This window comes from Planctomycetia bacterium, assembly GCA_021413845.1.
In the GTDB taxonomy this organism is placed as follows: Bacteria; Planctomycetota; Planctomycetia; order Pirellulales; family PNKZ01; genus PNKZ01.
In genome coordinates this window covers 23,215-41,156 of record JAIOPP010000092.1, presented here as the reverse complement: position 1 = coordinate 41,156, position 17,942 = coordinate 23,215, and the positions used below count along the sequence as shown (strand labels likewise).

Annotated in this window: 15 protein-coding genes; 7 read left to right on the top strand and 8 right to left on the bottom strand. The window is 61.4% G+C overall.

The features are described from left to right. Positions 1 to 17 precede the first annotated feature (17 nt). The 4 genes from pstB to K8U03_16620 all read right to left on the bottom strand — a co-directional run bounded on the left by pstB (position 18) and on the right by K8U03_16620 (position 3,999). A complete protein-coding gene (pstB, locus tag K8U03_16635; protein MCE9606520.1) occupies positions 18 to 833 on the bottom strand; it encodes a phosphate ABC transporter ATP-binding protein PstB in 816 nt (271 codons plus the stop codon). A gap of 128 nt (positions 834 to 961) precedes the next feature. Next, complete coding sequence (gene pstA / locus K8U03_16630) at positions 962 to 1,882, bottom strand: phosphate ABC transporter permease PstA (GenBank protein ID MCE9606519.1); 921 nt, start codon at positions 1,880 to 1,882, stop codon at positions 962 to 964. A 29-nt stretch (positions 1,883 to 1,911) separates the two neighbouring features. After that, positions 1,912 to 2,868: a phosphate ABC transporter permease subunit PstC gene (gene pstC, locus K8U03_16625; protein MCE9606518.1), complete on the bottom strand. Its 957-nt coding sequence runs from the start codon at positions 2,866 to 2,868 to the stop codon at positions 1,912 to 1,914. 90 nt (positions 2,869 to 2,958) lie between these two features. Next, positions 2,959 to 3,999, bottom strand: coding sequence for a PstS family phosphate ABC transporter substrate-binding protein (locus K8U03_16620; protein ID MCE9606517.1), 1,041 nt, complete (start codon positions 3,997 to 3,999; stop codon positions 2,959 to 2,961). 537 nt (positions 4,000 to 4,536) lie between these two features. Here K8U03_16620 and K8U03_16615 point away from each other — a divergent pair. Continuing rightward, positions 4,537 to 5,955, top strand: coding sequence for a DUF1501 domain-containing protein (locus K8U03_16615; GenBank protein ID MCE9606516.1), 1,419 nt, complete (start codon positions 4,537 to 4,539; stop codon positions 5,953 to 5,955). A gap of 445 nt (positions 5,956 to 6,400) precedes the next feature. Here K8U03_16615 and queA read toward each other — a convergent pair whose 3' ends face one another. Further along, complete coding sequence (queA, locus tag K8U03_16610; GenBank protein MCE9606515.1) at positions 6,401 to 7,453, bottom strand: tRNA preQ1(34) S-adenosylmethionine ribosyltransferase-isomerase QueA; 1,053 nt, start codon at positions 7,451 to 7,453, stop codon at positions 6,401 to 6,403. A gap of 318 nt (positions 7,454 to 7,771) precedes the next feature. On the opposite strand from queA, the gene mraZ reads away from it, so the two are divergent. The 3 genes from mraZ to K8U03_16595 all read left to right on the top strand — a co-directional run bounded on the left by mraZ (position 7,772) and on the right by K8U03_16595 (position 11,289). Beyond that, positions 7,772 to 8,233: a division/cell wall cluster transcriptional repressor MraZ gene (gene mraZ / locus K8U03_16605; GenBank protein ID MCE9606514.1), complete on the top strand. Its 462-nt coding sequence runs from the start codon at positions 7,772 to 7,774 to the stop codon at positions 8,231 to 8,233. 333 nt (positions 8,234 to 8,566) lie between these two features. Beyond that, positions 8,567 to 9,463 (top strand): 16S rRNA (cytosine(1402)-N(4))-methyltransferase RsmH, encoded by an 897-nt coding sequence (gene rsmH, locus K8U03_16600; GenBank protein ID MCE9606513.1) that lies wholly within the window; start codon positions 8,567 to 8,569, stop codon positions 9,461 to 9,463. Positions 9,464 to 9,588: 125 nt separating this feature from the next. After that, the gene (locus K8U03_16595; GenBank protein MCE9606512.1) at positions 9,589 to 11,289 is read left to right on the top strand and encodes a LysM peptidoglycan-binding domain-containing protein; all 1,701 of its coding nucleotides are present in this window, start codon (positions 9,589 to 9,591) and stop codon (positions 11,287 to 11,289) included. An 88-nt stretch (positions 11,290 to 11,377) separates the two neighbouring features. On the opposite strand, the gene K8U03_16590 is transcribed toward K8U03_16595, so the two are convergent. Then, positions 11,378 to 12,190, bottom strand: a complete 813-nt coding sequence (locus tag K8U03_16590; GenBank protein MCE9606511.1) for an alpha/beta hydrolase — start codon at positions 12,188 to 12,190, stop codon at positions 11,378 to 11,380. 22 nt (positions 12,191 to 12,212) lie between these two features. Continuing rightward, positions 12,213 to 13,718, bottom strand: coding sequence for a DUF1571 domain-containing protein (locus tag K8U03_16585; protein ID MCE9606510.1), 1,506 nt, complete (start codon positions 13,716 to 13,718; stop codon positions 12,213 to 12,215). A 63-nt stretch (positions 13,719 to 13,781) separates the two neighbouring features. On the opposite strand from K8U03_16585, the gene K8U03_16580 reads away from it, so the two are divergent. Further along, positions 13,782 to 14,684 carry an MBL fold metallo-hydrolase gene (locus K8U03_16580; protein ID MCE9606509.1) on the top strand — a complete coding sequence of 301 codons (903 nt, stop codon included), beginning with the start codon at positions 13,782 to 13,784 and terminating at the stop codon, positions 14,682 to 14,684. A 219-nt stretch (positions 14,685 to 14,903) separates the two neighbouring features. On the opposite strand, the gene K8U03_16575 is transcribed toward K8U03_16580, so the two are convergent. Then, positions 14,904 to 15,185, bottom strand: a complete 282-nt coding sequence (locus K8U03_16575; GenBank protein MCE9606508.1) for an ATP-binding protein — start codon at positions 15,183 to 15,185, stop codon at positions 14,904 to 14,906. A 286-nt stretch (positions 15,186 to 15,471) separates the two neighbouring features. On the opposite strand from K8U03_16575, the gene K8U03_16570 reads away from it, so the two are divergent. Together K8U03_16570 and K8U03_16565 are read left to right on the top strand one after the other, a co-directional pair. Beyond that, a complete protein-coding gene (locus tag K8U03_16570; protein ID MCE9606507.1) occupies positions 15,472 to 16,182 on the top strand; it encodes an NTP transferase domain-containing protein in 711 nt (236 codons plus the stop codon). 110 nt (positions 16,183 to 16,292) lie between these two features. Further along, entirely contained in the window at positions 16,293 to 17,855 is a 1,563-nt protein-coding gene (locus tag K8U03_16565; protein MCE9606506.1) for a hypothetical protein, read from the top strand. The last annotated feature ends 87 nt before the right edge of the window (positions 17,856 to 17,942 follow it).

Sequence of the window (17,942 nt, the reverse complement as noted above, 5' to 3'; positions counted from 1 at the left end):
GAGGCGTTAAGAAGTTCTTAACCGAAGCGGCCGGTGATGTATTCTTCCGTGAATTTGCTCCGCGGCTTCTCGAAGATTTGGCTGGTCTTTCCCATCTCGATGATCTCGCCGAGGTACATGAACGCCGTGTAGTTCGACACGCGCGAGGCTTGCGACATATTGTGCGTGACGATGATCATCGTCACCTTTTCTTCCAGCGAGCGAATCAATTCTTCGATGTGCTTCGTCGCGATCGGGTCGAGGGCCGAGGTCGGTTCGTCGAGCAGCATGATCTCCGGTTCGGTCGCCAGCGCGCGGGCGATACAAAGCCGTTGTTGCTGTCCGCCCGACATGTCGTAGGCCGGCTTGTGCAGTCGGTCTTTCACTTCCGGCCAAATCGCAGCCGACTTCAGCGCCGCTTCGACGCGCCCCCACAGCTCTCCCTTGTTCTTGATCCCCTTGAGCCGCAGACCGTAGGCGATGTTCTCGAAGATCGACTTCGGGAACGGGTTCGGCTTTTGAAAAACCATGCCGATACGCATCCGCATTTCGATCGGGTCGACCGCGCGGCTGACGATGTTCGCCCCGCTCGGGTAAAGGAGAATCTCCCCTTCGTAGCGGGTGCCGGGATAAAGATCGTGGATACGATTGAAGCAGCGCAGCAACGTGCTCTTGCCGCAGCCCGACGGGCCGATCAGCGCGGTGACGTTGTTCTCGGCGATCGGAAGCGTGACTTCTTTCAGAGCGCGATGCTGACCGTAATAAAAACTCAGCGACTTGACGAGCGCCTTATGCGGCTTATCGACCAGCGGCGTCAGTTGGATATGATCGGGAATCGATTCGCGGTCAGCCATAGTGCTTCTGCCGAGGGGACTCAAACTAGGAGTCGATCGTGGAGCGTCGCTGCTTCTCGACATAGAGGGTGATGACGGGGCCGCCGCTTCACGAGCGAGTTCGCCGGTCGCCGATTTCATAGGGTTCTCTACCATTTGATACGCCGCCGAGCCCGATAGCGTACTACGATCGCGACGGCATTCATACTCAGGGTGATCGCGATCAGCACGATCCCGGTCGCCGCGGCGATCTTGTGAAAGTCTTCCGTCGGACGGGAGGTCCAATTAAACATCTGGATCGGCAGCACGGAAAACGGGGAATGCAGCCACTCGAACGACAGAAACGGAAAATCGGACGAGACCGGCGACGGCGGCAAAAACGCGATGAACGTCAGTGCGCCGATCGTGATCAACGGGGCCGTCTCGCCGATCGCGCGCGAGAGCGCGATGATCACGCCCGTCGAGATTCCGCCGAGTGAATAAGGCAATAGATGATGCCGAATGACTTGCCACTTCGTCGCGCCCAGTGCGTAGGCCGCTTCACGAATATGGACGGGAATGGTGCGCAAGGCCTCGCGCGTCGCCACGATCACGATCGGCAAGATCAGCGCCGCGAGCGTCAGCCCGCCGGCGAGCACGGTCTGCCCTAGGCCGAAGAGGCGGACGAAGATCCCCAAGGCCATGAGTCCGTAGATGATCGAGGGAACGCCGGCGAGGTTCGAGATGTTGATCTCGATGATGTTGTTGATCCGTCCCTTGCGGCCGTACTCTTCCATATAGACGCCGGCGGCGATCCCGAGCGGCACCGCCGTCGAGCCGGTGACGAGCATGATCAACAGCGAACCGACCCACGAGGAAAGAATGCCTGCGTTGGCGGCGCGACGCGAAGGGAACGAAGTCAGAAACTGCCAATCGATCTGACCGAGCCCGGCAATCAAGAGATTCGCCATCAGCAAGAGCAGCGTGATGATGCCGAGCGAGGTGCAAGCGATCCCCACCACATTGAAGATGCGGTCTTGCAGCTTACGGCGAGCGATGATTTGAGAGAGGTTGTCCAAGGCAGTGGTCAGAGGTCAGTGTTCAGGGGTCGGTTGCGCGCTTAGTACACCTGGCGGAAGCGTTTTCTTAGGTAGTAGCCGAGGATGTTGAAGATGAGAGTCATGCCGAACAGCGTGATGCCGGCGGCGAAGATCGATTGATAGCCGACCGTACCGTGCGGGAGATCGCCGAGGCTGACCTGCACGATATAAGCCGTGATCGTTTCGGCCGGTTGGCGTGGGTCGAGCGTTAGGTTCGGTTGCATTCCGGCCGCGACGGCGACGATCATCGTCTCGCCGATCGCTCGCGAAATGCCGAGCACATACGCCGAGGCGATGCCGGAGAACGCCGCGGGAAACACGATGTTCAGCGCCGTTTGCAGGCGGTTCGCTCCCATGCCGTAGGAGCCTTCGCGCAAGAGCATCGGCACGGAGCGCATCGCGTCTTCGCTCAGCGAACTGATATAGGGAATGATCATGATTCCCATCACGATCCCGGCACTGAGCATGTTGAACGTCGGCAGGCCTGGGATGATGGCTTGCAACTTCGGGGTGACGAATTCCAAGGCGAAGAAACCGTAGACGACGGTCGGTACGGCGCTGAGCAATTCCAAAAGCGGCTTAATGATCTCTCGCACCGTCGCCGGGGCGAACTCGCTCAGATAGATCGCGACGATCGTGCCGACCGGCAGCGCGATCGTGAGTGCCACGGCCGTCGTAACGAGCGTCCCCGCCACGAGCGGCAAGATGCCGTAGTGTGGGTTCGAGAACAGCGGGGTCCACATCGTGTCGGTGAAGAAGTCGTAGAGCGAGACATGCTCGAAGAACGACGACGACTCGTAGAGCAGAATCGCGACGATGCCGCACGTAATCGCGATCGACGACAGGGCGGCGGCGCAGAGCAGCGTGGCCGCGAGGCCGTTGTAGGCCCGGCGCTTCACGATCAGCCGCGCGACCGAATCGAGCGCAGCGCTCCCCGGAGGCTGTAGTGGGCCGCGGAGAGTTTCGTCGGATGCCATGCGGTTCGGTTGTGAACTTATGCGAAGGTGAGCGAAGCGGTTCGAGCGCCGTTGTTGTCGGCGGCGCTCGAACCGATCGACGTAGCGCGCTTAACTCTTCGGCTCTCGCTTGAGGATCTCTTCGACCGGCAGGCCGACTTCCGGCACGCCGCCGAAACCGGAACCGGTCTGCAGCTTTTTGAATCGCTCGCGACCCATTTCATACGCCTTTTCCGGCAGCGGCAGATAGTTCACCTCGGCGACGAGCGCCTTGGCGTGTGCCATGTAGAAATCGACGAACGCCTTCACTTCCGGCTTGCCTGCGGCTTTTTTGTTCACGTAGATGAAGAGCGGCCGCGAGAGCGGATTGTATTTCCCTTCGACGACGGCTTCGAGGCTCGGCTTCACTGCCCCGAGCTTGTTCTTTTCCCAGTTGATGCCGAGCGCTTTGAGCTTCGTCTTGTTCGGCTCGTAGTAGGAGTATGGTAGATAGCCGAGCGCGTACTTGTTTCCTTCGATTCCTTGCACGAGCACGTTGTCGTCTTCGCTACCGGTGTAGTCGCCGCGGCTGACCTTGGCCTTGCCGCAGACCGCTTCGGTGAAGTAGTCGAAAGTTCCGGAGTCGGACCCGGCACCGAACAGCGTAAACTTTTCGTTCGGCCATTCCGGACGGATCTGGCTCCAGGTCGTGATCTTGCCTTGGGCATCCGTATGCCAGATCTTTTTCAAGTCTTCGACCGTGATCTCGTCGACCCAAGTGGCTTGCGGATTGACGACGACCGTCAGAGCGTCGAAGCAGATCGGCAGTTCGATAAACTCGATGCCGTTTTCTTTCGCGAGGGCGATCTCTTCCGTCAGGATCGGCCGGCTGGCGTTCGAGATATCGGTTTCACCGCGGCAGAATTTTTTGAATCCTCCGCCGGTGCCCGAGATGCCGACCGTGACGTGGACTTTCCCTTTCATTTCTTTCTGAAACTCTTCGGCGACCGCTTCCGTCGCCGGGAAGACGGTGCTGGAGCCGTCGACCTTGACGAGCGCCCCCTTGGCGAAAGTGGCTTCGCTTGCACCGCCGCTGCCGGAGCCGCCACTAGCGGAACCGCTGCCGGAGGAACTTTCGCGACCTCCGCTGCAGCCGCCGAGGGCCGCCGTCAGGAGGGCGAGGAACAAGTATCGAGAAAGACGAAATCTAAGTTGCACGCTCAACTACCTCTGCTTGGGAATCGAAATCTCAAATGGCGCATGCCGCGACAGGCCCGACCTCTTCGGCCTCACCATCGCTCAGCGAGCGCTGAGAGCATAGTGGTCGGATGTTAGAGAAATGTGAGGAACGAGGAAGAATCATGGCTTTTACCTTCGCCGTACACGCACCGGTCGGCGAAATACAAGTCGTCCGGTCGGCGGTGGTTGCGCAATTTAGCCGACTCTGCTCCGGCCGGCAGATCGGCTCCTGTTAAGAGCGTGATAATTTGGGCCTGATTTAACCCCTCGCCCGGCTTTTGTCTGGATAAAATTGACAATAAGCGTAACTTCACGGTATTCTGCGCTCACATTGGTACGATTTGATGATAACGTAAGGGCTGTTCGGCCGTGGAATTCATGCCGCGTCCGACTGCCGTTCCCGACACCCCGCCCCGCCCTGCCGCTCGAATTCCCACCTCGCGCTAGGGCTCCGCTTTGAGGAGCAACACGATGTTGCGCATAAATCTAGGCGAACGCGACCTCCCCAACGGCACCGGCTCGACTGCCGGCAACGCCCGCTATTGCGATGGTATTTCGCGTCGCAGTTTCCTCCAAGTCGGCATGGCCGGCATCGGCTCGCTCGGCGTGGCCGACATGCTGCGCGCCGCCGACGCTTCGCGCGCGGTGAAGAAAACCTCGAAGAAAGAGACTTCGGTCATTCTGATTTGGCTCGACGGCGGGCCGAGCCATATCGACACCTACGACATGAAGCCCGACGCCCCTTCCGAGTATCGGGGCATTTGGAATCCGATTCGCTCGAACGTGCCGGGCATGGACATGACGGAGCTGTTTCCGCTCCAGGCCCAACGTGCCGACAAGTTCTCCGTCATTCGTTCGATCCATCACGACAACGGCGACCACTTCGCCGGCGGCCACTGGATGCTCACCGGCAAGGGGGGCGCTTCCGGCGGCGACACCCCCGGCAAGCATCCGTTCATCGGCGCCGCGGCGACGAGAGTCACCGGCCCCCGCAAGCCCGGCATGCCCGCGCATATCGGCGTACCGTACGGCATGAGCATCGGGATCCGTCCGGGCTATTTCGGCGGCAGCTATCTCGGCAAAGAATACGATCCGTTCGAAACCGGCGGCGATCCGAACGCAAAGAAGTTCGCGGTGCAGAACCTCGATAAGCTGCCGGCGCTCGACATGGCCCGGCTGCAAGAACGGCGCACGCTGTTGGATTCGTTCGATAAGCTGCGCCGCAAGATCGACGGCGGCGGCATACTGCAATCGGCCGACAAGTTTCAAGTGCAAGCCTACGAGCTCGTCACCGGTGCGCGGGCCATCGACGCCTTCGATATCGCGAAGGAAGACGACAAGCTGCGCGACACCTACGGCCGGCATTCGTGGGGCCAAAGCACGTTGCTCGCCCGCCGCTTAGTCGAAGCCGGCACGACGTTCGTCTCGATCCATTGCGGCGGCTGGGACCATCACTGGGACCTGCAAGCCGGCTACCATCGCTACTTGCCGCAGGTCGACCAAATGGTCGCCGCCCTGCTCGACGACCTCACCGACCGCGGCCTCATGGACAGCACGATGGTGCTGATGTGCGGCGAATTCGGCCGAACACCGAAGATGAACGACGGCGGCAACGGCGGCCCTCCGCGCAGCCAAGGAACGCCGGGCCGCGACCATTGGGGCAACGCGCTGTCGGTCATGATCGCCGGCGGCGGCGTAAAAGGGGGCCGGCTCATCGGCACCACCGATGCTCGCGGCGAACGCCCGAAAGACCACCCGCTCCGCCCGGGCGATCTGCATGCCACGATCTTCCAGCACCTCGGCGTCGACCCAGGCATCTCCTTCCCCGACTTCCGCGGCCGCCCGACCTACATCATCGAAGAAGGCAAGCCGATCAGCGAGCTGTTTTAAAGTAGAAGGCTTTAAAGTAGTAGGCACGTTCCACGTGCCGTAACCACAAGCATCCCGGCAGCGCAAGGCAAGATCGCGACGCCATCGATGTGTTAGCGATTCAAGCGTCGCTAACGCGACGCACTTTAACTTTCGCTGCAACTCGATACCGTGGATTGAAATCCACGGCTACCAGCGAATCGTCGCTCCGCGACTCGCTTCGACTCACCACAGTCGCACAGTCTTCGATCGCCTCGTTCTTCGGTCGCATCGCGACCGGCCGACGGTAGCCGGGCATTTCAATGCCCGGAATGCAAACGCGACGAAACCGGCGCGTCGCGTAGCGACGCATGAATATCGTGCGCCGGAAACCGGACGCTAACGCGTACCGGCTAATGCGTGCGACCGATTAGCCGCAGGGCGTTAGCCCCCGGTCGTCGACGTCGCCATTCGCTTGCGATTCTCTTTACACGATCAGCATCGCATCGCCGTAGCTATAAAAGCGGTACTTCTCCGCGATCGCTGCTTCATACGCGCGGCGCAGGAGTGCGTCGCCGCCGAAGGTGCGCACCAGCACCAGCAGCGTCGAGCGCGGGAGATGGAAATTCGTCATCAAGCCATCGACGGCGTGGATTGCGAAGCCGGGCCGAATAAAAATATCGGTCGGGCCGTCGAACGGTGCGACTTCCCCGCTACGGGCGGCGGTTTCTAAGGTCCGCGCGGCCGTGGTGCCGACGGCGATGCAGCGGCCTCCTTTGCCGCGCAGCGCGTTGATGCGCTCGGCGGCCGCTTCGTCGACATGGCACCATTCGGTGTGCATCACATGCTCGGCGAGCGTTTCGACTTTGATCGGCCGAAACGTATCGAGGCCGACATGCAGCGTCACGCGCACCGGCGTCACACCCCGGTCGATCAGCTTCCGCATCAGCTCGTCGGTGAAGTGCAGGCCTGCCGTCGGCGCGGCTGCCGAGCCCGGCTCGCGCGCGTAGATCGTTTGGTAGCGCGTCCGGTCTTCTTCCGTCATTTCGCCGCCCCGAATGTAATGCGGCAGCGGCACGCGCCCCACTCGGGCCAGCGTATCCCACACGCTCTCTTCGGTTTCGATTTCCGGATAGACGAGCCAGATGCCGCCGTCTTGCTTCTCGATGAGCCGGAGCTGAATGTCTTCCTTCGCGCGGCGATTGAGCAGCTCGATCGGCTCGCCCGGCTCTTGCTTGCCGCGCGTCTTGCAGAGGATCCGCCAAAAGCCGTCTTCGGTGGTCGAAAGAAACAACCCTTCCCATTTGCCGCCGGTCTTTACGCGCCGTCCGATGAGCCGCGCGGGGATCACTTTCGTATCGTTGATCACGAGGCAATCGCCCCGCACGAGCAAGCTCGGCAGATCGCGCACATGCAGATGTTCGATCTTCTGTGTCTTCCGATCGACGAGCATCAGCCGCGCATCGCTGCGCACGGCCAACGGGTCTTGCGCGATGAGCTCGGGCGGAAGCTTGTAATCGTATTCGTCGATTTCAGACATCGATCGTCCGGCAACGGAGGAGCTTGAGAGCGTATTTCGGAAGAAAACACGCCTCTCGAACGGCACTGTACCGCAGTTCGCTATGCGGGCGTAACCCCTGCTGTGGTCCGGACCGAATTGCACGTCTGAACATGCTTCCGATGCCTGCTTCCGCGTTGCGAAAACTATATTTAATTCGTCGTAACTCGCGGCGGCAAAATAGCCTACGGCCGAGCCGCAGGCCGAGACCAAGGACTTGCGCAAAACCTTGCTTGACGGTTCTGTCGCAACCGTTATGTTTGGGGCGAAGTGGTGTTCAGTGGGGATCGGTGGTGATTCATGTTGTTGACCGGCACCTTTGTGCGAGCCGTCGACGACAAGCAGCGGATCGCCTTGCCGAAACGTCTCCGCGAAGCACTGGAACAGGCCGGTCCGCAAGGAAGCGCGACTCCTCCCCTGTTCCTCACTCCAGGGACCGATAGCTCACTGGCCTTGTACACGGAGGAATCTCTTACGGCATTGGCCCGTCGTCTCGCAGACGCTTCGCCGACCCGGCAAGACGTGCGAGCTTTCAACCGACTGTTTTATGCCCGAGCCGAACGGCTCGAACTCGACGAACAAGGACGTTTTCGTATTCCGCCGAGCCTCGCCCAACTGGCGACCCTCGGCAAAGAAGTGGTAGTCGTAGGGGTGCAGGACCACCTCGAAATCTGGGACAAGGTGAAGTGGGATGCTTACCTTTTGTCCCAGGCTGCGCAGTATGACCAAATTGCCGAGCAGGCTTTTTCGAGCAACGACTGATTTCCGCTAGTGCCGCCTCGATGGAACGGGGGCAAAATGGGGATGAACCGAGATCACGCTGGGTTTTTGAAGCAGAGTCCGTCCGAGATCGCAGCACGGCGGAGTGGGGGAAGGTCAAGGCCACCGATCTTTCCCTGTTTCCGCAGTGCAACGGTTGCATGAAGCGCCGCATGCGACAAGAAGCGGTCATTCCGATATGACCCAAGCCCCACCAGGCCACAAGGACGTGGCCTAGGTGGGCTCTTCTTTTTCCGGACCTCCTGCTACACTCCCGCCCCGTTTGAAGCCGAGGTTGCGCGCGCTTCCTTCCCGATCGTTCGTTGCGGAAGTTTCATGAGTCAGAGCGAAACGAAGCACGTGCCGGTGCTGGTCGACGAAGTCTTGCAAGGGCTTGCTCCGCAGCCCGGCCAGACCTTGATCGACGGCACTCTCGGCGGCGGCGGCCATGCCCGGCGCTTGGCCGAGCTCGTCGCTCCCGGCGGCCATGTCTTCGCGCTCGATCGCGATCGGGCCGCAGTCGAAGCGGCGCAGCGCGCGCTGGCCGACCTCCCGATAACGCCCCTCTGGGCCGACTACCGCGACATCGCCTTGGTGCTTGAAGACATCGAGCGCAAGCAGGTCGACGGCATCCTGATCGACATCGGCCTGTCGAGCGATCAATTGGCTGATGCCGAACGGGGCTTTAGCTTCAACGCCGAGGGCCCTTTGGATCTCCGCTTCGACACGACCGAAGGGGTCCCCGCGAGCGAGTTGCTGGCGAAGAAGGAAGAGGAAGAGCTGGCCGACCTGATTTATCGCCTCGGCGAAGAACGCTTCAGCCGACGCATCGCGAAGGGGATCGTCGAACGACGCCGAACGCAACCCATCGCGACGGCCGGCGAGCTCGCGGAACTAGTGCGTCGCTGCGTGCCGCGCACGGCCGATTCGGAACGGATTCATCCCGCCACGCGCACTTTTCAAGCTTTGCGCATCGCGGTGAACGACGAACTCGGCGCTCTTGAACAATTTCTCCACGACGCTCCGCGCTGCCTCGCGCCGGGCGGACGCGTGGCGATCATTACGTTTCATTCGCTCGAAGATCGCTTGGTAAAGCACGCCTTTCGCAACGACCCCCGGTGGGAGATCGTCACGCGGAAACCGATCGAGGCAAGCGAAGCGGAGTTGGCGGCGAACCCGCGCTCGCGGAGCGCGAAGTTGCGCGTCGCAGCACGTTCGTCGGGAGTGCTTTGATTTTGAAATACGCTTGGCGTGGAAGAGATCGCTTCAAAAAAACATCGGCTTGGAACTCGAAATAATTCGACGACGGAAACACGGTCCGGCAAGGATGCCGAACCCTCGCTCAAGGAGGAGCAGTGATGAATGCGGAAAAAAAGCTCGGTCTGACGTTCGTGGGAATTCTCGGGGTCTCGTTTTGCGGCGTGCTGACGATGCGGTTGCTCGAAGCCAATAAGGCCGAGCAGATCGACATCAACGTCGGCCCTCCGACCACCTCGGCCCCGCCGTTCGCGACCCGCACCGACGACGCGGCGATCATCGCGGAAGCGAAGCTGCCTGTCGCGCCGGCACCATCGACGCCGGCCGCACCGAGCTTCGCCACGGCCTCGAAGACCGGCCCTGAAACCGCAACGCCGCCGAAGTCGGGGAGTTATTTGCCGCCGCTGCCGAAAGCCGGCGCTCCGTCGGCCGGTGTCGCCGATGCGCGCTACGGCAACGGCGCGCCCGGGGGCAACCCCGGCTACGGGACCGGCTCGCGCTACGGCACCCCGGGTGCTCCGGCTTCGTCGCCGACGCAGCCGCCGCCGGCCGTTGCCGGAATGAACTCGGCAACAGTGAATCCGGCAGCCATGAATCCGGCGACAACCACAGCGGCAACCGGGGCACCGTCTCCTTACGGCATGGGAGCCAATCCCTCCCGCTATGGAACCCCTTCGACAACGCCGGCCGCACCGCCGAGCTTTGCCAATTCCACGCCGACCGCCTCGGCGACGTTGTCCCCTCCGGTGGCTCCGGCGTCGTCGCCGTATACCGCGAAGCCGGGCTACGCGCCCCCTGCGGCAGCGTATGCCGGTTCGGCCGCGAGTTCCGCCCCCGTCGGCGGCGCGACGGACAACCCCTTGCGCGCCGGTCGTCCGGAGGAAGCCGCTCCGGCAACACCGACGATGCCGACGACCGATAGCCGCTATGCCGCTCCGAACATCGCGTCGGCCCCGGCGACCAGCCAAGTCGCCAACCCAGTCACCAATCCGACAGCCAACGCCATCGTGCCGACGTCCGCCGCCGCGACGAACGTCTTGCGCGAACCTCGTCCGTTCGATGCTTCCGCGACCGCTTCGCAGCCCCTCGCGGCAACCGCGAACTCCGGTTACGGCCGCGCACCGGGAGTCGCCGCGCTCGGCGCTCTGCCGCCGGCGGGCTCGCAATTCGCCAACACCAACGCGCTGCGCGCTTCGGCCTCGGAACCATCGACCGGCAACGGCACGATCGCTCCGACGGCGGCGACGCTTCCGGTGGCTGCGGCTGCTCCGTCGGCGAGCGCCGTGTTGTCGGCTAACCCTCTGCCGTCGGCCGGCGCTGTGTCATCAACCGGCACAGTGTCATCGGCTAGCGCTTTGCCGGCCGTGAAGAACACGCCGTATGTGGTGACGCCCGACGATAACTTTTGGAACATCAGCCGCAAGGTCTACGGCGACGGCAGCTACTATCGCGCCCTCTTCGCCTACAACAGCGACCGTTATCCCCATGCTGAAGACGTCCGCGCCGGCAGCGTGCTCGACGTGCCGCCGGCCGAAGTGCTCAAGCAGCGTTATCCGGAGTTGGTCAGCGGCGCAGTCGCCGCCGATGGCCGACCGACCGACAACGCCCTCGCCGGCGGCCGCGCTGCCGCCGCTCCGGCCGCGACCTACACCGTGCGCGAGGGAGATACGCTGTTCGACATCGCCCGGCGACAACTCGGCAAGGCCGGCCGCTGGACCGAACTCTACGAACTCAACCGGCAAACGCTCGGCGACAACTTAGAGAACCTTCGCCCGGGGACGCAGTTGGTGTTGCCGCAGTAAGGAGCAAATTCGCTGCTCAAACGGAGCTGCCGGGCATATGCATGCCCGGCTATTGAACGGAGCGATTAAAGAGAAAAGCGTTGCTGCGTTACGGCAACTCTTCGATAAACCGGCTTAGTTCGCGATAGTATGCGGCCGGTTGCGGGTCGTTGTGGTCGCCTCGTTCGACGGTGAAGAACCGTTTGAGCGTGCCGGGAGCGGTGTCGTAGAGTTGCCGCCCCATCTCGAACGGCACGAGGCCGTCGGCGTTGCCGTGGCTGATGAAGAGGGGGCCGCGGTAGTTGCGGATTTTGCTCAGCGAATCGTAGCGCGAGCGCATCACCCAGCGAACCGGTAAGAACGGGTAGATCCGCGCGGCGACATCCGGCAGCGAGGTGAAACTGCTCTCGATGATGAGCGCGCGGCAGCCGTCTTGCGCTAAGTCGGTCGCCACGCCTCCGCCGAGCGAGCGCCCCATCAAGATGACTCGGTCCGCTGCGATCCCTTCGCGCGCGGCGAGCCACGCGCGGGCTGCTCGGGCATCGGCCAGCACTCCGGCTTCGCTCGGCGATCCCGCGCTCCGGCCGTAGCCCCGATAGTCGAAGCCGAGCACCGTGAGCTGCAACTCATCGTGCAGCGTATGGAACGTGTCGGCCCAATACGACATGTTGCCGCCGTTGCCGCAGGCGAACAGCACGACGCCGCGCGGCTTCGGATGCGGCATGTACCAGCCGGTCAGCTCGGTGCCGTCGGCCGAGGTGAACGCGACGTGCTCGCTGTTCGGCGTCGGCGGGTTCCAGCCGCCGCGGTCGAAACGGCTCGGCCGATAGATCAGGTAGTTTTCCAGCAGCAACAACACGAGGATGAGCCCGAGATAAACGATGAGCGCCGTGCGCAGCGTGCGCCAAACGATCTTCATCATACTCGCACGGTTCATTGCCGGCCTATTTGAATCCGTATTGCGGATTCGCCGGATCGAAGTCGGCGTCGGTGAGGCCGACGTTGAGCTTGAGATTCGAGTAGGTGTATTCCTCGATCAATTGCGGCTCGCCGCCGGCGCGATCCGCCCAGTCGTACCCTTCGCAGCGAATCGGCAAGTTCAATTCGTTGTCGATGTAGAGCCGAGCCATGTGGTAGCGGAATTCGCTCCGCTTCACCGGATGCACGATTTGCACGCAGGTGCAAACGCGATCGTTGACCCTTGCGTTTTCGATCACCTTCACATCGCACTCGCCGAACTGCATCTCGTAGCGCGAGCGTTCGAGAAAGCGTTCCGCCAAGCGACGAATACCGAAATCGGTGATCGGGTAACGGTTGCCGTCCATCGCTTGCGGATCGTTGGGAGCGAGCGAGAGGGTGCCGACGAGCGCTTTCTTGATGCCGATCGGATGGGCCAGCAGGTTGCCGTTGTTTCGGCCGGCGACGTAGAGGGCTTCCTGCCCTTGCACGGCCGGATCGAGGAAGTAGAAATAAACGCTATACGGCTGCATGCGCATCTTCACGAACATCGACTGCTGATCTTGCAGCTTGCCGTCGACGAACTCACGCTTCTTAAACGTGCAGCTGTAATCGCGCAAGGTATCCATCTGCCGCAGGTCGTCTTCCAGCCAAGCCACGAGCGGCGTGAGGGGATGCTGCATCCGAGCCGCATTCTCATCGAGCGGCTTTTGGCGCAGAATCGCGAGGCCGCTCAGTTGATGCGGAGGTTGCCCGGCCAGCGGCGGCACCGGCAGGGTCGCAGCCGTTTGAATGGTCGCCGAACCGCCCGCGGCGCTAGCCTGCGTCGAGCCGAATTGCTGCGACTGCGAATAGGGCGAACTCTGCGGATAGGCTTGCGATTGTGGCGATTGCGGCAGTGGCGATTGCGAATAGCGTGTGTCGTTCGGAGCCACGGCCAACGCCGGGCCGCCGACCGTCGCGATCGGGGTCGCAGGGGCAACCGGCGTCATCGGCGTCGTCGCAGGCATCTCGTACGTGGCAGGTCGTACTTGTTCGTCGTAGCGCGGACGGGTCGGCAGCTCGGTTGGTGCCTGAGTCGCAGTAGGCTGTGCAGTCGTAGGCTGTGCCGCGACGACATAGGGATTTGCCGGGTAACGCGAAGCCGGCACGGCGGCGTTCGAAGCCGAGGTCGGCGCAGCGAGCAAGCTCGCGCGCGGCGGGCCGGAGCGGACGAACGGATTGCCGCTTCCCACAACCGGAGCGGCGCCGGTCATGGGGGCACCTGCCATCGGCGCACCGTTGTTCGTAGCGGGAACCGCGTATTGTTGCGTGGCATACCGGCCGGCTTGCGGAGCCGTCGGTTGCGAGTATTCAAGCAGCGTTTGCTGCGCTTGCGCCGGCGGCAGCTCGCTGCCGAAGAGCCCGGCCACGGCCAGCGGCCAAGCGACGAGCGATGCGGGACGGTATGAATTGAAAAGGTATGAAGCAAAAAATGGCTGCGTGCGCTTCATCGTTTCGACCTTCCATGTCTGTGTGAGAGGAGTTCGGCGAACCGGTCTCTAGCTGAATGCGAAATGTTCGTGCGTACCAAGCTTGTTGCAATCGTGGTGCCGAGCCGGTGCTTGCGGTGGCCTGCCGGCATCGTGAAAGTCCGTGTTTTCCAGCCTCAAAAGTTTTTATGCTCCGCGATTCCTCGCTCCGGCTCGCTCTGCCGAACGGAAACTCTTACAATCCGAGGCACGCGCGGCAGGCGTCGGCGAAGTGAAACTTCGGGCGTACTCTACCTAAAATGCGGACTTGTGCGGAGACCAGCTTTGACGCCGGACGAACCTACGATCGAATGCGTCGAGTCGCAACCGTTTGCTGAAAATACCTACGTTGCGCATCTCGCCGGACGAAGCGATTGCGTAATCGTCGATCCCGGCATGGAGCCCGACCTGATCGTCGATTACGTTCGTCAGCGAAAGCTGGTGCCGGCAGCGCTGCTCATCACGCATGGCCACGCGGACCACATCGCCGGCATTCCCGCGATGAAAGCCGAGTGGCCGGATTGCCCGATCGTGATCGGCTGGGACGAAGCGAATAAGCTGATCGATCCTGTCGCGAACCTCTCGGCGAAGTACGGCATTCCGATCACGACGCCGCCGGCCGATGTATTGCTCGACGAAGCGCAACCCTACTCCGCGGCCGGCATGACTTGGGAGACGGCCCGAATTCCCGGCCACTCGTCGGGCCACATCGTCTTCATCTGGAGCGGCCCGAAGCGGAAGATCGTCTTCGGCGGCGACATCTTGTTCCAAGGGAGCGTCGGCCGAACCGACTTCCCCGGCGGCAGCATGCCGCTCCTCGCAGCGGGCATCCACAAGAAGCTCTACACGCTCCCCGACGACACGGTAGTGTTGCCCGGCCATGGCCCCGCCACGACGACGGGAGAAGAGAAGCGAACGAACCCGTTCGTGCCGGGGAAGAGAGGGTAGCGGAGGAAGTGGTCGGTGGCCGGTGATCAGTGGTCGGCGGGAAGAAAGAAATAGTCGGGCGTTGCTAATGCGACGCAAACGATCCTCGTTGCGTCATCTCTGCCGTGGATTGAAATCCACGGCTACCAGCGGATCGTCGCTCCGCGACTCGCTTCGGCATACTAAAGTCGCATAGTCTTCGATCGCCCCGTTCTTCGGTCGCATCGCGACCGGCTGGCGTTAGCCGGGCATTTCAATCCCCGGAATGGAAACGCGACGAAGACCGGCGCGTCGCTTAGCGACGCATGACAGCACGATGCGTCGGGCCGGTCGATCTTCCTTCACGCTCTTCCTGCTTACGAGCAGTCCGAGCCCCGTGCCGCGGCTTCCTTTCGTGGAGATGAAGAGCGAGAAGATGTGTTCTTGTTCTTCCAGCGGAATGCCCCCGCCGTTGTCTTCGACACTCACGCAGACCAGCGACTCGCCCGGCGCAGCAATACGATCTCGTTCATGCTCCCCCATCTTTTTGGTGGTAAGTGAAGGCTTCCCGTAAGAAGTCGGATAGGGCGTTCGAAAACACTAAAAAAATCTGCCTATCACGCAGCTCTTAAGCCGAAAGGAAGTGTGTAACTATCCTTGATGTTTTTAATCCGGTGCGACAATTTGTCGTGCTTCTTTTTGCTCCGACGAGGCATCGCTTTTCTATATTGCATTTCGACTCTGGATTATGTTATATGTCGACCGCACACACGACGGCAAATCTCTCTAAAGCATCTGCAGTGATAAGCAACTCTGAGAACGGATCGGCATGCATCATTCGCTTCCACAATCGTCGAAAGTCGTCGCTTACATTCCCGCGCGATTAGGAAGCGTTCGCGTCGCGGCCAAGAATCTTCGCTTGCTCGCCGGCCGGCCCTTAGTGACCTACGTCGCTCACACCGCGCTGCAAGCCGCCACGCTCGATCAGGTGTACGTGAATACCGAGAGTCGAGATATCGCAGCCGCAGTTGCGCCCACGGGCGTGCGTGTTTATCGGCGCGACCCGGCTCTCGCGATCGACTCCACTTCGACCGACGAAATTTTGTACGACTTCGCCAAGGCCGTGGACTGCGAAACCATCGTCGTAATCAATCCGACCGCCCCGTTTCTGCGGGCTGAAACCATCGATCAGGCGGTGCGCGCCTATCGCAGCAATCCGCACGGGACGCTCTTCTCCACGACCGCGATGCGGCGGCATCTGGTGTTCGATCGCGCGCCGTTGAATTTCGCGGCGGAAGGCAAGTCGCCGCGCACCCAAGATCTCAAGCCGTTCGAGTTCATTAATTTCATCATCTTCATTACGGCACGCGAGCAAGTCATTTCGAAATACGAGCAGCACGGATATTGCTTGTACTCGCCCCCTTTGTCGTTCTTTCACATGTCGGGCATCGAATGCCACGACATCGACGACGAAGACGACTTTCGCATGGCCGAAGCGCTTCTGGCTTCCGGTGTCGTCGACAGACGGCGCCTGGCATGACTTCCGCATCCGAAAGCGGTGGCGGCCGAGCATCCCGCGCCATCGCTTGGGCTTGTTGCGCCTTGGGCCCCGGAGATCCACTCTGGGATGCGCTGTCCGCAGTAGGCCTCATGCTGCGCGAAGTTGGAATGGAGTTGATCGTCTTCAGACCGATCGGCGACTACCAACCCTACCCGGGTTTCAGACACATCGGCTGTCCCTTCTTGCTGGTTGAACAAGGACGCTTGCTTGCCGAGCACTGCGCTAGTCGACGACCTACTCCGGAAGCCGCCCTCTGCTCGGAAATGGTCGCCATCGATCGCGCCTGGGGGATGTCGCTGCCTGAAGCGGAAGCCGAGTACTTGGTACTCTGTGCGATTGCATTTTGGAAAAAAGCGTTTGCAATCATGCAGCCCTCGGTCGTCCTGGGCTGGGGCAGCACTTTACCGTTTTCGCGCCTCATGGTGCGTCTCGCCCAACGGCAGCAGGTGCCCGCCTATATGATGGAGCGCGGGCCGTTGGACAACACGCTAAGCCTTTCATTGAGCGGTCAGATTGCGCTCAGCGGCATCAACACCTCACCGGCATTGGCGCGCCCTGCGCCGCTCGAAGGTCGCTGCCTGGAAGCTTGGAACCACATTGAAGAATACTATCGAAGCATTTCCGATCGCCGCTATCCGACGCACAACATCTCCAGCAGCACCGAAGAACAGCGGTTTTTAGCTCACGATCCGAGGCCTCGCGTACTGTATCTGGGGACGCAAGACATCGGCAGCGGGTGCGCGCTCGATCATCACGCCCTCGGCGAACGTTTCGGTACTTGGGTCAAATCGTCGGAGTCGGCCGCGCAACAGACCGCGCTGGCTCTAGCGTCCGTCGCTCCGCAGGCGTCCTTCTGGTCGAAGCCCCATCCTGGGGTGCAATTTACGCTCCCGACCGACACGAGTTCACAACTCGTTCGCAACTTCTCGCGTGTTGACATACACACGCTCGTGCAAGCGGCCGACGTGTGCGTTACTATCGCGTCGGGTGTCCAGTTTCTCGCCTTAGTCTATGACCGACCGCTGGTGACATTAGGCAATGGGTTCCTGATGGGGCGCGACATTGCCTATGAGGCCACTTCGGCCGAGCAACTCGGGCCGATGCTGCGAGCCGCGCTGGAGCGTCGGCGGTGGAGCGAGCGCCTGGAACGCGGTCGGGCATTAATCGTGTCGATGATGGAACACGATATGTTCGGCTTGAACGACCTGGTTCCGACAAGGCTTAAGGTCGCCGATCTGGCGTTGCTTCTCGGTCGATTCGCCGCTTACACCCCTGCTGATGCAGGACCGGCAGAGATCCGCTACGAAGAATTTCTCGCCTTTCGTGCCGAAGCCGAAAAGCAGTGTTCCGAAATCAGGATTCCTCAAGATCCGCTCTTGGTCGAACTGGAGCAACGGGGCCGCCAACTCGCGGCGGCCGAGTCCGAGCAAATTCGCTTAAAGGAAGAGCAAGCACGCCTGACGGAACAATTTGCCGAACACAAGGCACTTCACTTGGTTGAAGTGGAGCAACTGCACAACCAACTCGCGGCGACAGAGTCAGAGCAGGCTCGCCTGGCACAACAATTGACCGAGCACAAGGCAATTCTGCGTTCGCCTTTGCGTCTAGCTCGCGCCACGATTCGTGCGCTCGTGCGCCGCAGCTCGTCATAGAAGCATGGTCGACCTACGACGAGGCTGCTTAGCCTTCCCTAGTTCAGGATCTCTTAGACATTAGTGATTAGACATTAGTGATTAGAC